Here is a 13,263-nt window from a genome sequence, read left to right on the forward strand (position 1 = left end):
CCTGGTGGGGGAGGGTTGTTCACACCAACAGCGGTGTGCGCGGAGAGTCACCAGGGGGTGGGGTGCGTGAGAAAGTCACACACCCCACCCTCTGTGTGGTGCTAGAACTTTTCGATGGCCGGGATCACGTCCGTGCCGAACTTCTCGATCACCGAGACGTCGGGCACTGCCGGGCAGGCGCCGATCGCCGCGTCGAAGCCGAGGCCGTGGAGGCGCTCCAGCTCGGTCACGAGCTCACCGGTCTTTTCGCCCTTTTCGCCGATGTCGAGGACGTGGTAGACGGTCTTGGTGATCTCGTTGTAGTCGCGGCCCTCGTTCTCGCAGTGCTGCTTGAGCACCTCGAGCTTGTGCTCCACGTCGGGCGCGTTGAAGATGTTGCACGCGTCGCCGTACTTGGCGACGAAGCGCAGCGTCTTCTTTTCGCCACCGCCACCGATCATGATCGGCGGGTGGGGCCGGGTGAGGGCCTGGGGCGAGTTGAGCAGGCGCTCGGCTTCGAAGTGCTTGCTCGAGAACGCGGGGTCGCCTTCGCCCCACATCTGCAGGATGTACTGCAGGTTCTCCTCGAGCAGCTCGAAGCGCTCGGCGGTGGGCGGGAAGCGGAAGCCGAGGCCCTTCGACTCCTGCTCGTTCCAGCCGGCGCCGATGCCCAGCACCGAGCGGCCGCCGGAGAGCACGTCGAGCGTGGTGATGGCCTTCGCGAGCAGCCCCGGGTGGCGGTAGATCACGCCGGTGATCACGGTGAGCAGCTTGGCGCGCTCGGTGTGCGCCGCGAGGAAGCCCAGGGTCGTGTAGGCCTCGAGCATCTCGTTCTCGGCCGGGCCGATGCCGGGCAGCTGGAAGAAGTGGTCCATCACGGCCAGGTATTCGAAGCCCGCCTGGTCGGCGGTGCGCGCGACCGCGGCGAGGTCGGAGCCCAGCTGGGCCGGGCCTCCTGACCAGGTGAAGTTGGGGATCTGGAGTCCGAGTTTCATGTGATCGACGGTATACCTGGAGTTACACCAGGTGCACAGTCAGAAATTGCGGACCACGGAAACGGTCCCGTGCAAGGGATCCGTCACGTAGACGGCACGTGAACGCTGGTCGACAGCCACGTCGCCGGGGTTCACGCCCAGGCTCAGTTCGCCGGTGAGCAGGCCGGCTTTTCCGTCCACTCGCGACAGTCCGTTCTGGCCGCCGTTGGTGTAGATCGTGTCGGTGCCCTGGTGCAGTGCGATCGCCGAGGCCTCGCTGCGCAGCAGCACGGTCTTGGTCTGCTTGCGGGTCACCGCGTCCACAATGGACATGTGGTGGATCGCCGAGTTGGCCACGAACACGGTGCCGCTGGCCTCGTGCACCACCACCCCGGTGGGGGAGGCGCCCACGCCGGCGCTGCCGGTGAACTTGCCGGCGTCGATGTCGAACACCTCGACCGAGTCGGTGGTGGGGCTGGTGCAGTAGGCCACGCGGCGCCCGGTGTCGAGCGCGACGCCGGCGAGGCTCGGCTTCGGCGCCGCCACGATCCGCTGCGTGGTGAGGCTGAGGGTGTCGACGATCGCCAGCGTGCCCTTGCTGCCGCTCACGGCGTAGACCTCGTTCGCGGCCGAGTCGACTGCCAGTGAGGACGCGCCGGCGCCCGCGCCGACCACGCTCACCGTCTGGTGACTCAGGGCGTCGACCGCGATCACCGTGCCGGCCGGCGGGTTCGCGACGTACACACGGTTGCCGGCCGAGTCCACGGCGACGTCGCTCGGCTTGCCGCCGACCGGGATGATCGCGATCACGCGCGCCGCGGCCGGGTCGATCACGGCGACCGAGCCGGAGTTCGCATCGGTCACGTAGACCAGCCCCGTGACCGGATTCACCGCCACCGCGGTGAGCGCTCCGCCGACGTCGACCACGCTCACCTGCTCGGCCCAGGCGGTGCCGCCCAGCGCGGCCAGGGAAACACCCGCCGTGGCCAGGGTGAACAGACCTCGACGGCTCAGCTCACGACCGCGCATCGCCCACCTCCCGGGAGGATCATCACCTGGGAAAACTTCCCCGACCATAACCCGCCGGTTGATCATGCGAAGGAACTTCGCGTCGCCCGATCGCGTTGTTTCCGGTGAGTTACCACCCTCGACGGCGGACGGAGGCGAGCCGCGTGCACAAACACCACAACGGGTTGAAGACGGCGCTGCTGCTCGGCCTGCTGTCGGCGATCATCATCGCGATCAGCGGCCTCTTCGGGCGGGGCGCCCTCATCATCGGCCTGCTGGTGGCCCTCGGGGTCAACGCGTTCGCGTACTTCAACTCCGAGAAGCTGGCCCTGCGCGCCATGCGGGCGCGGCCCGTGTCGGAGGTCGAGCAGCCCGCGATGTACCGCATCGTGCGCGAGCTGGCCACCACGGCGCGCCAGCCGATGCCCGCGCTGTACCTCAGCCCCACGGTGGCGCCCAACGCGTTCGCCACCGGCCGCAGCCCGCAGCACGCGGCCGTGTGCTGCACCACCGGCATCCTCGACCTGCTCGACGAGCGTGAGCTGCGTGCGGTGCTGGGCCACGAGCTGTCCCACGTCTACAACCGCGACATCCTGATCTCCTGCGTCGCCGGCGCGCTCGCCAGCGTGGTCACCGTGCTGGCCAACCTGGCGTTCTTCTTCGGCGGCAACAGCCGCGACGGCAACCCGTTCGTGTCCCTGCTGCTGGTGCTCGTCGGCCCGATCGCGGCCTCGGTGGTGAAGCTGGCCGTGAGCCGCTCCCGCGAGTACCAGGCCGACGCGTCGGGCGCCGAGCTCACCGGCGACCCGCTCGCGCTGGCCTCGGCCCTGCGCAAGCTGGAGCGCGGCACGCGCGCGGCCCCGCTAGCTCCGGAACCGGCGGTGGTGTCGCAGTCGCACCTGATGATCGCGAACCCGTTCCGCCCGGGCGCGGGCATGGCGAAGCTGTTCTCCACGCACCCGCCGATCGAGGAGCGCATCCGCCGGCTGGAAGCCATGGCGCGCGGCTTCTGAGCGGCCGGGTCAGCCGGTGGCGCCCATGGTCTGCGCCACGGCCATCACGTAGTCGCCGTAACCGGACTTCGCCAGCTTCGTGCCGAGCGCGTAGCACTCGTCCGCGCTGATGAACCCCATCCGCAGCGCGATCTCCTCGAGGCACGCGATGCGCACGCCCGTGCGGTGTTCCAGCACCTGCACGAACTGGCCCGCCTCCAGCAGCGAGTCGTGCGTGCCGGTGTCGAGCCAGGCGAAGCCGCGGCTGAGCTCGATCAGGGTGGCGCGGCCCTCGCGCAGGTAGGTGAGGTTCACGTCGGTGATCTCGAGCTCGCCGCGGTGCGAGGGCTTCAGGGCGCGGGAGATGTCGACCACGTCGTTGTCGTAGAAGTACAGCCCGGTGATCGCGTTGTTCGACCGCGCCTTCGCCGGCTTCTCCTCGATGGACACGAGCTTGCCCGACGCGTCGACCTCGCCGACGCCGTAGCGCTCGGGGTCCTTCACGCGGTAGCCGAAGAGCACGCAGCCGTCGAGGTCGGTGGCCGCGTCCTGCAGCGTGCGGGAGAACCCCTGGCCGTAGAAGATGTTGTCGCCCAGCACGAGGGCCACGGAGTCGTCGCCCACGAAGTCGGCGCCGATCACGAAGGCCTCGGCCAGGCCGTTGGGGCTGGGCTGCTCGGCGAAGGTGAACGAGAGGCCGAACTGGCTGCCGTCACCGAGCAGGCGGCGGAAGTTCGGCAGGTCGGCGGGGGTGGAGATCACCAGGATCTCGCGGATGCCGGCGAGCATGAGCACCGAGATCGGGTAGTAGATCATCGGCTTGTCGTAGACCGGCAGCAGCTGCTTCGACACGGCCTGCGTGATCGGGTGCAGCCGCGTGCCGCTGCCCCCCGCCAGCACGATGCCCTTCATCCGACTCCTCACTCGTGGCGTTCACCGTCACGAGTGAGTGTGTCAGCCCATCGGGCCCTTGCCGAAGTAGGCCTTGCAGCCGAGGTTGTACTCGGTCGCGATCTCCAGCACGTTCTTGCCGCCGTCGACCGGCAGCAGCGTGGAGGAGTAGTTGGGGCAGAAGTTGTTGTAGATGCCGGTGATGAGGATGGGGGCGGGCAGCGGGTACCAGTTGCCGGCGCCGAGGTTGTCGTTGGCGAGCAGGGTCTGGCCGTTGCCGGTGATCGGCGTGCCCTTGGCGTTGGTGTAGATCTGGCCGACCATCACCAGGCGCACGCCGTTCGGGCCGCCGGGGAAGAGCGTCACGGTCTGCGCGTGCTGGAAGTAGTTGCCGCTGGCCGTGTTCACGCGGGTGCCCGGATCGGCCGGATCACCCCAGTTCGCGCCGTCCGCGGAGATCTTGTAGTACGGGTCGCAGTAGCGGTCGCCGTAGTTGCAGATCTCGTAGCTGAACCAGTAGCGGCCGTCGGGCAGGCGCCGGATGATCGGCATGCCGGGGCGCACGCGGTCGGGCGGGATGGCCAGCGTGAGCTGCTTGGTGCCCCAGTGCACCCCGTCGGTGGAGGCGACCCGGTTGAGCACCTGCGCGTACTTCGGCGCCTGCGTTTCGTCGGCGTAGTGCAGCCACAGCGTGCCGCCGGCGTCGACGGTGAACTCGGGCTCCCAGATGCCGTCGTGGTTGTGCGAGAGCGCCGCTTCGGAGAGGTAGGTCCAGCGTTTGCCGCCGTCGGAGCTGGCCCAGACCTTGATGCCGATGCGCCGCTGCGCGCCCGCGTCCTGCCGATAGCTCGCCGCCCACAGCACCGTGCCCGCGCGCAGCCGGCCGACGCGTTGCGGCAGCTCGTAGAGGGTGCCGCAGCATTCGCCGAGCTTGCCGTCGGGGTCGCGGATCTCGCCGATCTTGTGGAAGCTCGCGCCTTCGTCGGTGCTCTCCATGATGGGCGTGAACTTGCCGCCGCCGTCCTCGCTCGTGAGCGACGCGAGGATGTGGCCCTTGCCGAACGGCGAGTACTGCAGCCGGATCAGCCGCGCGTAGGAGCCGTACCCCGGCACCAACTGCTGCTTGTCGACCACGGCCGAAGCGGGCGTGAGCCCGGCGGCCAGCACCACCAGTGACGTGAGGAAGGCGATCACGGGTGTCCAACGGCGCATCGACGAACCTCTCTCGCGGGCGGGCCGCGCGATTACACCACGCAACCGGCCGCGTTCAGGCTCGACTTCCGGCGTCTGCGCAGGTCAGCGCTGGGAGTCCACTCGGTCGAGGGGTTTCGTCCGCCCGATCGGGTGGCAAGCTGAGGTAACGCAACGGCAAAGGGTGACGAAAGATCACCTGAGGGCCGCGCGGCGGCTCACGAGGGGGAATGTGTGATGACGCGCGTCCGCGGGCGTGTTGCCGCGTTGGTGCTGGCCGGCCTGCTCACGGCGTCGTGCAGCGTCGCGCCTTCGGGCAGCGGCGTGATCCTGGGGTCATCGACCTTCCACCCGGCTACGTCTTCTTCGCCACCGCCGCCCCCGCGTCGCCTGGAAGCCCCGACGGAGACCCACACCGGCAAGGGCAACGCCACCGTGGCCCTGGCCTGGCCCACCGACGTCCCCGGCTACCTCACCTTCGACTGCCCCCACTGCGACTCCAACATCTTCGTCCACACCGACGGCGACGAGTTCTCGCTCATCAACGCCATCGGCAAGTACCACGGCACGGTCTGGTTCAACGCCATCGAAGGCCGCGACCCCACCCGCACCCTCACGATCACCGCGAACTCCTCGTGGACCGCCACCATCACCGACCACCGCACCCTCCCGACCATCACCCCGGGCAAGCCCTACTCGGCCAAGGGCGACGCCGTACTGGCCATCCCCGCCGGCATCACCCACGCCCAGTTCCACACGGCCTCACGGGGCCACTCCGCCGTCTGGGTCCAACGCGACGGCACCATGGACCTCCCGGTCAACGAGATCGACGCCACGACCATCGACTTCCCGGTGACCGGCCCGACGCTGGTGGAGGTGGAGGCGTACGAAAGCTCATGGACGTTGACGGCTTCGTAAAGGAGCTGCCGATTCGGGAGGCGGCCCTGGAACTGGCGTGGCTCTCCGGTCGCGGCGAGCGGGAGGCCGCGCTCGGCTACCACCCGGACTGCTGGCCGGCGTCCGTCTGGATCCTGCACGCGATGTGGGAACACCCGCGCACTTCCCCGGCGCTCTCCGCCGACGACGCGTACCGGCAGCCGATCGCCGACGGCCGCGTGCCGCCCCTCGCGCTGCCCGGCATCACCGCCGACCTCGACGAGGAAACCACCGGCATCCCACCACAGTGGATCGACGTCCGAGCAGTGCTTCGCTTACTACGCCTACGGCTTCTCGACCGAACTCACGGGGCGGCCCAGAGACCTCACCGTCTGCCGCGGACCCCGGCGGGATTCCACCGGCCTGCTCGACCCCCGGCAACATCGGGCCGGACGACCAGTCCGGGTTCCTCTGCCCGAACTGGGACCTCACGGCCACCCACCTCAGCGGCTTCCCGGACCTCATCGCCGCCGTCGAAGCTCATCCGGACTTCGAGGCGCGGCTCCACTCCCGGCTGATCGCCCCGCGGCGGCCCCACTCTCGGCTACCGCGTCGCGGCAGTCGCGGTAGGACCGTGACGCAGCTCTCACGCCGAGGTGCGGGCCGCGGTCAGTGCGTCAGCGGTAGTTCGTGAACTGCAACGCGATCTCGAAATCCTTGCCCTTCAACAGAGCGATCACATCCTGCAGCTGATCCTTCTTCTTGCCCGACACCCGCAGCTGATCACCCTGGATCTGCGCCTGGACGCCCTTCGGGCCTTCGTCGCGGATGAACTTGGCGATCTGCTTCGCCTTGTCCGACGCGATGCCCTGCAGGATCTTGCCGCCGATCTTGTAGATCTTGCCGGACAGCGCGGGCTCGCCGGCCTCGAACGCCTTCAGCGAGATGTTGCGCTTGATCAGCTTCTCCTTGAAGACCTCCACGGCGGCCAACGCCCGCTCCTCGGTCTCCGACTCGATCGTGAGCGCTTCCTCACCGGACCACTCGATGCTCGTCCCGGTGCCCCGGAAGTCGAACCGGGTGCCCAGCTCCTTGCTCGCCTGGTTCAGGGCGTTGTCCACCTCCTGGCGGTCGACCTTGCTCACCACGTCGAAAGAGGGATCCGCCACGTGTCCTCACACCTCGTACTCGCTCGTCAGGGGCCACCAGCCTAGCCCCTGCCACCCGGTTGATCCCCGGGTCGGGCCGTTGGGTATCCTTCTACCCGGCCGGTCACCCGGCCATGGCAGGTTACCCAAGCGGCCAAAGGGATCTGACTGTAAATCAGACGGCTCAGCCTTCGGGGGTTCGAATCCCTCACCTGCCACACCAGCCAAATCGCCCCCGTGACCAGCATGAACAGGTCACGGGGGCGATCTTGTCTTGTGCGACTGTGTGCGGACGTAGGTAGCCCGTGACGGTTGTCCGCCCCCTATTCGCCCCCGCGGGATTCCCGGGCCTACGCACCACCGAGCGCCTTCGTCAGGCGGTCCCGGGCGGCCTGCTCACCCCCGTCGAGACACTTCGCGTAGACGCGCAGCAACACGGCCAAGCTGTGCCCCGCCCACTTCGCCACGCGGGTCGGTTCGACGCCGGCGGCGAGCTGCGTCGAGACAGCTGCGTGGCGCAAGTCATACGGGCGCTTGCCAAGCGCGCTCGCAGCGACTTCCGCCGTGAACACGGCCTCCCTACAGCGCGCCCACGCGCGGCCGTAGACGGTGCTGCCGAGGCGACCGCCGTCGCGCTCCCCTCGAAACAGCCGGCCGTCCGCTGCTGTGCCAAAGGTGTTGATGTGGTTGTGAAGCAGCTCCGTGAGTTCCGGAGGGCTCGGTGCCGTCCTGCCGTGGTCCGCCGGGCGGTGCTTCAACGGGCCTTCCTCGGACGGGTTGCCGCTGTCGGTCCACTCGCCACTGACTTCCGGGCGCGCGCCCTTCAAATGGATGTCACCCCAGCCCGATTCCGGAAGCGTCAAGTCCGCAATCTTGAGCTGGGCGGCCTCCTCCGGGCGAAGCGCCGCGTAATACATGGCGCCGAAGAAAGCCTTGAGTCGCGGCGGTGCGGCTGCGATCAGCATGCGCGCCTGGACCGGGTTCACGACGGATTTGGGGTCGACCTCGTGCAACACGAACTTCTGCTTCTTCACCTTGACTTCGTCGAGGGGGTTCGACGCGAGCGTCTTGAGTTCGACCACGGCGTAGTCGATGAGCTCCCCGAGAGCGGTACGTCGAATTCGGATCGTGTTGCGCGCAGCCTCCTCGCCGTCCATCTTGAGTGCTAGTGCTCGCAGAACCGCCCGAAGCACGTCGGGCTTCTCCAAGTCCGCCGTGTTCCGACTGGCCTTCTCGACGAAGTTCAGCGTGTGTCGGATCTCCGCTGTCTGCTCGTCGTCTCGGTGCTTCGTGTTGAACGCGGTTTTCAGCGCCTTGCGCAGGACGCGTGTGTCGCCGTCGTACTCGCGTTTGAGCATGGGGATGGTGGCGATCATCATCGATTCGGCCAGGGACGCGCGGTACTTCGGCGACGCGTCGGGCCACTTCATATCGATGTATGCGCACGCGCATTTGAAGAACGACATGGAGCGCTGTGCGCGCAGCATGGAGACCGGGAGGCCCTCGCGCGTGTCGAATGCCTGACCCTCTGATGCCGCGGCCACGAGCTTCGAGCGGAACGCCTTGGCGAGCCGCTCGCCATCGAACGTCTTGCCGAACCTCTCCTCGGCCACCAGCCAACGCACGCGGTACGTCGTCTTGGTCTTGCCCACGCGGGACTCGATTTCCCAGATCTTCACCTCGAACGTCGTCGCCATTAGGCAGCCTCCTCACAGGACTCAAGCCAGTTCTCGAAGTCGATTTGCCGGACCCGAAGTGATCCGTTCGGCAATTTGATGCAGCGGGGCGCGCGGCCCTTGGCACGCCATTCGTAGAAAGTCCGACGTGAGATGTCGAGTTCAGCGCACACGGCGTTGACGGTGAGGCTGTGGCGTTGGGCGGCCATTTCGTGGGTCCTCTCGCGCGGTGCTGGCGGTGGCGTAGAGCGCGATGAACACGGGTGCCTCTCCTGGGATCGGTAGCGGCTGACCGCTACGGGAACTGGCTGGGCTGGTCCGCTACGTCCGCTACAGCCGCTACGTGCCTGGTCAGGACGTAGCGGATACAGGGGCCGTAGCGCTCGTATCCGCTACAGCTCGGTTGGCGCCGGCGGGTCGCTCGGAGCGGGTGTAGCGGATGCGTCCGCTACGGCTTCGGTGTCCGCTACGCCCCTGACCTGCGGTGTAGCGGCTGTAGCGGACGTAGCGCTTGCGGGCAGGTAGCGGCTCCACGCGTCGGCGAGCCCGCCGTCACCGTCGACTCGATAGCCCTTCGGGACCTTGCCGCCAGGCATCCGCACGTTCTTCGACCGGATCCCGTAGGGCTCGAGTTCTTTCGCCAGCCGGCGGGAGTCGAGTACCTTGCCGTGGCCGTCGAGGTCTCCCCACGGTGCTTCGTCGAGCTCACAGAGCGCGGTGAGGATTTCGGCGGTCGGCAGCTCGGTGACGGCGCGCGTCGTGAACAGGTCCCGGAGGTCGGAGAGCAGGCGGATGCGCAGTCCGCCGCCGTTGCGGTCGACGCCGGCCGCGGCGACGAAGTGCGAGCAGGCCGCCCGGGCGGTGTCGGGCCAGTGGTCGCCGGCGGCGTCCGCGATGGCGATCAACGGCCGCCAGATCTCGGCTGCACGGTCCCGCACACCTTCGGGCATGTCGGGCCGGCCGCGGCTGACCTTGTCGGTGACGGTGCCGATCCAGGCGGCGAGCTGCTCACGCAGCGGCACGGCCTCGACCTCCACGTCCTCCTCCCAAAACTCCTCGACCTCCTCATCGGCGCGGCGGCGGCGCATGTGGATCGTGATCGCGCGGGTGGTGATGGTGTCGGGCATGTTCCCGGCGATCCCGGCCAGCGCCGCCGGCGCGTAGACCGGGAAGCGCTGCACCTTCATCGCACGGGCGTCGCCAACGCAGCGCGCGATGGTGGCCGACCGCTTGTATCCCGCGTTGAGCAGGCCACGCAGGTCTTCGTTGTTGCCGCCGTTCTTCGGGTTGAAGATCGTGTCTACCTCGTCGAACAGGATCGTGATCGGCCCGTCGTTGACCATCCGGAACAGCGCCGCGGTGGTAGCGGAGATGGTCATCTCGGGGGCCCGCACGAGGTGCTGGGCGACCTCGAGGACCCGGGTCTTGCCGCTGCCGGGTTCGACGCTGGACAGGATGAGGCGCGGCGTGACGTAGAAGTGGTCCACGGCGTGGGTGTGGGCGTACCAGAGCGCGAGCATAGGAGCGCAGTGCGCCGACGGGAACGCGTTGAACCGCAACACGAAGTCCCGCACCCGATCGAGCACCTCGAACCCGGGCACCGTGGTGGCGTGGGCCGCGCGCCAGACGTTCTGGCAGTTCTCCGAGCAGAAGTCGTCGGAGGGTGAGGCGTCGAGCGCGCGGCCGCACTGACAGCACGCGCCGCCACCTTCGGCGGCAACGGGTGCACCGATCGCCGCGTCGATCGCGGACACGGTGCTGTCCACAGTGGTCATTAGGCTGCCTTTCCTCGACGGGCTACGGGGTTGCGAGCGCCGGCGGTCAGCCCAGCGGCGATTACGCGGGTGACTTCGCGCTGGGTGCACTCGCACGACGCGGCGACCATGTGGCCAGCCGCGGCGGTCAGCTCGGTGCGCGCCGTGGCGTGGTCGATCAGTTCGGCACCGAGCTTGCGGCCGATCGTGTAGGCCGCGGACGAGAGCACCGCGTTGTGCTGCTCTGGCGCGGCCGTACGGACGCGGTCGCACTCACCGGCGAGTGCGGCCATCCCGTACCGGTTCGGATCGGCAGCGTGGATCTCACGCGGCGCTGAGATCGCCGTAGACGCACGTTCGGCGCACGCCTGGACCAACCACCCCGGCAGCTCGACCGGGTCCGTGTCGTCGCACAGCTCCCATCCGCCAACGTCGGTGACCGACCCCGGGCCCACCACGTACCCGCCGTGGGCCCGGACGTCGACGCGCGAGGCGAGCTGGCCGGCACTGCTGCGCAGGTGGGTTCCAGCCGGCGCGAGGTAGTACAGGTGCCGGCCACCCGACGGCGTGGTCACGGTGTAGGTCGCGGGCAGCGGCCCCCCGCGCAGCTCGGCAAGCTCGGTCAGCGCCGTCGCGCCGTCCGGGCCGGACTGCCCGGGCTTGGGCTGGTCGAGGTCGACCACCACCAGCCCGGCCGGACCGGTGGCGACGGCGACGTTCCAGAAGTCGCCCTCGTCCCAACAGCGGCGGATACGGGCGGGGTCGGTGGTGGCGCGGTTTTCCCAGTCCCGCACCGCCGGTTGCTTGCGCAGCGGCACGAGCGGGAACACGGGCCAGCCCATCGCGGCGAGGTAGAGCGACCAGGCTTGGAACGGATTCGTGGAGTCCACGATGGTCACCGACCCTTCTTCGCTTGGTGGTGGATGGCTTCGCAGGCGGGGCACGCGGGGTTGGTGAACCAGGGGGTTTTGGCCCTGCCGGGCTCGAACACGAGCCCGCACAACGTGGTGACTTTCCCGGTCCACCAGGACTTGGCTCCCCGGTGCACGGGTGTCTTGGGTTCGCGGCTCATCGGGTTTCCTCCGGTCCCGGGGTGGTGGGCAGGTCGACGCAGCGGGCGGCGTCGGTGATGATGCGGGGGTGGTCGAATGCGATCCGCTCGCGGTTGCGCAGGACCCACGCGAGCGGCAGCCACCGGGCGAGCCGTGCGTCGTCGCCGGCGGTCGGTGGCACGAGGGTGTGCAGCACGGTCCAGAACGCGCCGGTCACGTAGCGGCCCCGCGGGTCACGGCCGGGCTTGTCGTACACGCCGACTTCGCCGAACCGCTCGACCAGCAGACCGGCTTCTTCGGTGAACTCGCGCACCGCGGCTTCACGGAAGGTCTCGCCGGGCTCGACGTGCCCGCCCGGGAGAGCCCAGTAGCCCTCGAACGGGTTCCAGCGGCGCATGATCAGCAGCACGTGCCAGATGCCGGCCCGCTGCGCGAACGCGACGACGTCGCCGGTGAGGCGGGCCATTTCGACGGTGTCGTGGTTGTCGGCCATCACATCGGTTCCCTTCTGGGTGGTTGGTGTCACGTCCCCGTGCGGTGCAGGGGTTTTCACTGGCTGCTCTTGCCGTGGAAGGTGGGGCCGTACTGGATCCCGATCTGCTGCTCGACGTAGTCGTTGCCGCTGGCGGTGGTGCGCGAGTCGCCCGTGGGCCGCTCGCGCTCGGGGCGCGGGTCGGAGGTGGTGGTGTTGCTGCCGGGGCCGCGGAACGGGTCGAAGTCGCTGCCGGAGGTGGTGGTGTTGCTGCCGGGGCCGCGGAACGGGTCGAAGTCGCTGCCGGAGGTGAAGGTGGTCGGGCCGTGCATGACGCCGATCTGGGCGCCGACGGTCGCGCCCGGCGCGGCGTAGTTGGTGAAGCGCGTCCCGTCGGGCGCGGTGTAGTCGGTGACCCGCGGCTGGTCGCTGGTGGCCTGCTCGTGCGGGTCCTGCGCACTGGTGTCGCTGTGCGGCTCGCCGTGCGGGGCCTGGCGGTTCTCGGGTGCCGGCGGCGGGGCGTCCGGAGTGGACGCCTTGGCTGCGCGGGCTTCCGGTGCCTTGAACGACTGCCAGAGCGCACGGAACTCGTACTGCTCGGACCGGTGGGCGTTCGGCTCGGTGGTCGCCGGCGGGTTCGTCGAGCGGGGGTGCACGACCACGTCGGACTGCGAGCGCCGGCGACGGGTGCCGCTGCCCTTGCGGGGCTGCCGGCGGCTGGTGGCCTGCTTCGCCTTGCGCTTCGGGGTTTTCGGCGCGGGCGGGGTGTTCGGAGTGGACGGGGTCGCCTTGGCGGGTGTCACGTCCCCGGTCTGGCCAGCGGTGTTCGCGGTGGGCGGTTGCGGGGTGGGCTGCTCGGGGGTGTCCATGCGGGTCTCCTGCTCGGCCTGGTGGGCGGTGTTGTGGGCGGTCAGGGCCTCTTTGGCTTCGGCGAGTCGGGTGTTGGCGCTGGTCACGGCGTCGGAGTCGCCGGCCGCGGTGGCGTCGGCGACGGCGCGGCGGGCGCGGGAGACGCGTTGGCGGATGGCGGCGTGGGCGCGGGATCGGCTCGCTCCCCCGGTACAGCGGCGGCCTCCTCCAGCAGATGAGCGGCACATGCGGTGCTCCCGTCGGTGTCACGTCCCTGTGGACGTGGTTACTGTGTGTGCCTGTTTTCGGCATGGGTCAGGTAGCGGGGTGTCCGGGGAGGGACCCGCGTCACGCGGTGTGAAAGTGGGTTTTCGGTGGGTGACAAGGGTCCGGGGAGCGGC

At 69.0% G+C, this 13,263-nt stretch carries 13 protein-coding genes and 1 tRNA gene; 3 read left to right on the forward strand and 11 right to left on the reverse strand.

Annotation, left to right across the window (positions count from 1 at the left end; genetic code table 11):
• Positions 1-101: 101 nt before the first annotated feature.
• Together VSH64_RS40485 and VSH64_RS40490 are read right to left on the reverse strand one after the other, a co-directional pair.
• The gene (locus VSH64_RS40485; protein ID WP_326568023.1) at positions 102-974 is read right to left on the reverse strand and encodes an LLM class F420-dependent oxidoreductase; all 873 of its coding nucleotides are present in this window, start codon (positions 972-974) and stop codon (positions 102-104) included.
• A 39-nt stretch (positions 975-1,013) separates the two neighbouring features.
• A complete protein-coding gene (locus VSH64_RS40490) occupies positions 1,014-1,982 on the reverse strand; it encodes a YncE family protein (protein WP_326568024.1) in 969 nt (322 codons plus the stop codon).
• A gap of 143 nt (positions 1,983-2,125) precedes the next feature.
• Here VSH64_RS40490 and htpX point away from each other — a divergent pair, with 143 nt between their 5' ends.
• The gene (gene htpX / locus VSH64_RS40495; RefSeq protein WP_326568025.1) at positions 2,126-2,974 is read left to right on the forward strand and encodes a zinc metalloprotease HtpX; all 849 of its coding nucleotides are present in this window, start codon (positions 2,126-2,128) and stop codon (positions 2,972-2,974) included.
• Positions 2,975-2,983: 9 nt separating this feature from the next.
• Here htpX and rfbA read toward each other — a convergent pair whose 3' ends face one another.
• Together rfbA and VSH64_RS40505 are read right to left on the reverse strand one after the other, a co-directional pair.
• Entirely contained in the window at positions 2,984-3,865 is an 882-nt protein-coding gene (rfbA, locus tag VSH64_RS40500) for a glucose-1-phosphate thymidylyltransferase RfbA (protein WP_326568026.1), read from the reverse strand.
• Positions 3,866-3,907: 42 nt separating this feature from the next.
• The gene (locus tag VSH64_RS40505) at positions 3,908-5,056 is read right to left on the reverse strand and encodes an exo-alpha-sialidase (protein WP_326568027.1); all 1,149 of its coding nucleotides are present in this window, start codon (positions 5,054-5,056) and stop codon (positions 3,908-3,910) included.
• A 216-nt stretch (positions 5,057-5,272) separates the two neighbouring features.
• Between VSH64_RS40505 and VSH64_RS40510 the strand changes: the two genes are divergently transcribed.
• Positions 5,273-5,953, forward strand: a complete 681-nt coding sequence (locus VSH64_RS40510) for a hypothetical protein (protein WP_326568028.1) — start codon at positions 5,273-5,275, stop codon at positions 5,951-5,953.
• A 635-nt stretch (positions 5,954-6,588) separates the two neighbouring features.
• Here VSH64_RS40510 and VSH64_RS40515 read toward each other — a convergent pair.
• Positions 6,589-7,080 carry a YajQ family cyclic di-GMP-binding protein gene (locus tag VSH64_RS40515; protein ID WP_326568029.1) on the reverse strand — a complete coding sequence of 164 codons (492 nt, stop codon included), beginning with the start codon at positions 7,078-7,080 and terminating at the stop codon, positions 6,589-6,591.
• Positions 7,081-7,195: 115 nt separating this feature from the next.
• Here VSH64_RS40515 and VSH64_RS40520 point away from each other — a divergent pair.
• Positions 7,196-7,277, forward strand: a tRNA-Tyr gene (locus VSH64_RS40520).
• Between the two features lie 132 nt (positions 7,278-7,409).
• Here VSH64_RS40520 and VSH64_RS40525 read toward each other — a convergent pair.
• From VSH64_RS40525 to VSH64_RS40550, 6 genes are all read right to left on the reverse strand, one after another.
• Positions 7,410-8,756: a tyrosine-type recombinase/integrase gene (locus VSH64_RS40525; protein WP_326568030.1), complete on the reverse strand. Its 1,347-nt coding sequence runs from the start codon at positions 8,754-8,756 to the stop codon at positions 7,410-7,412.
• A complete protein-coding gene (locus tag VSH64_RS40530; protein WP_326568031.1) occupies positions 8,756-8,944 on the reverse strand; it encodes a helix-turn-helix transcriptional regulator in 189 nt (62 codons plus the stop codon). The genes VSH64_RS40525 and VSH64_RS40530 overlap by 1 nt, the downstream gene beginning before the upstream one ends.
• A 183-nt stretch (positions 8,945-9,127) precedes the next feature.
• Positions 9,128-10,510, reverse strand: a complete 1,383-nt coding sequence (locus VSH64_RS40535; RefSeq protein ID WP_326568032.1) for a DUF3631 domain-containing protein — start codon at positions 10,508-10,510, stop codon at positions 9,128-9,130.
• The gene (locus VSH64_RS40540; RefSeq protein WP_326568033.1) at positions 10,510-11,388 is read right to left on the reverse strand and encodes a bifunctional DNA primase/polymerase; all 879 of its coding nucleotides are present in this window, start codon (positions 11,386-11,388) and stop codon (positions 10,510-10,512) included. Before VSH64_RS40540 ends, VSH64_RS40535 begins: the two co-directional genes overlap by 1 nt.
• A 169-nt stretch (positions 11,389-11,557) precedes the next feature.
• Positions 11,558-12,034: an NUDIX hydrolase gene (locus tag VSH64_RS40545; protein WP_326568034.1), complete on the reverse strand. Its 477-nt coding sequence runs from the start codon at positions 12,032-12,034 to the stop codon at positions 11,558-11,560.
• A gap of 56 nt (positions 12,035-12,090) precedes the next feature.
• Positions 12,091-13,110 carry a hypothetical protein gene (locus tag VSH64_RS40550; protein WP_326568035.1) on the reverse strand — a complete coding sequence of 340 codons (1,020 nt, stop codon included), beginning with the start codon at positions 13,108-13,110 and terminating at the stop codon, positions 12,091-12,093.
• Positions 13,111-13,263 lie beyond the last annotated feature (153 nt).

The organism is Amycolatopsis rhabdoformis (assembly GCF_035918295.1).
Taxonomy (GTDB): Bacteria; Actinomycetota; Actinomycetes; order Mycobacteriales; family Pseudonocardiaceae; genus Amycolatopsis; species Amycolatopsis rhabdoformis.

Bases quoted from the DNA above. Each gene is read 5' to 3' on its own strand.
- VSH64_RS40485 (WP_326568023.1), bottom strand. From the start codon at position 974: ATGAAACTCGGACTCCAGATCCCCAACTTCACCTGGTCAGGAGGCCCG.
- VSH64_RS40490 (WP_326568024.1), bottom strand. From the start codon at position 1,982: ATGCGCGGTCGTGAGCTGAGCCGTCGAGGTCTGTTCACCCTGGCCACG.
- rfbA (WP_326568026.1), bottom strand. From the start codon at position 3,865: ATGAAGGGCATCGTGCTGGCGGGGGGCAGCGGCACGCGGCTGCACCCG.
- VSH64_RS40505 (WP_326568027.1), bottom strand. From the start codon at position 5,056: ATGCGCCGTTGGACACCCGTGATCGCCTTCCTCACGTCACTGGTGGTG.
- VSH64_RS40510 (WP_326568028.1), top strand. From the start codon at position 5,273: ATGACGCGCGTCCGCGGGCGTGTTGCCGCGTTGGTGCTGGCCGGCCTG.
- VSH64_RS40525 (WP_326568030.1), bottom strand. From the start codon at position 8,756: ATGGCGACGACGTTCGAGGTGAAGATCTGGGAAATCGAGTCCCGCGTG.
- VSH64_RS40530 (WP_326568031.1), bottom strand. From the start codon at position 8,944: ATGGCCGCCCAACGCCACAGCCTCACCGTCAACGCCGTGTGCGCTGAA.
- VSH64_RS40535 (WP_326568032.1), bottom strand. From the start codon at position 10,510: ATGACCACTGTGGACAGCACCGTGTCCGCGATCGACGCGGCGATCGGT.
- VSH64_RS40545 (WP_326568034.1), bottom strand. From the start codon at position 12,034: ATGGCCGACAACCACGACACCGTCGAAATGGCCCGCCTCACCGGCGAC.
- VSH64_RS40550 (WP_326568035.1), bottom strand. From the start codon at position 13,110: ATGTGCCGCTCATCTGCTGGAGGAGGCCGCCGCTGTACCGGGGGAGCG.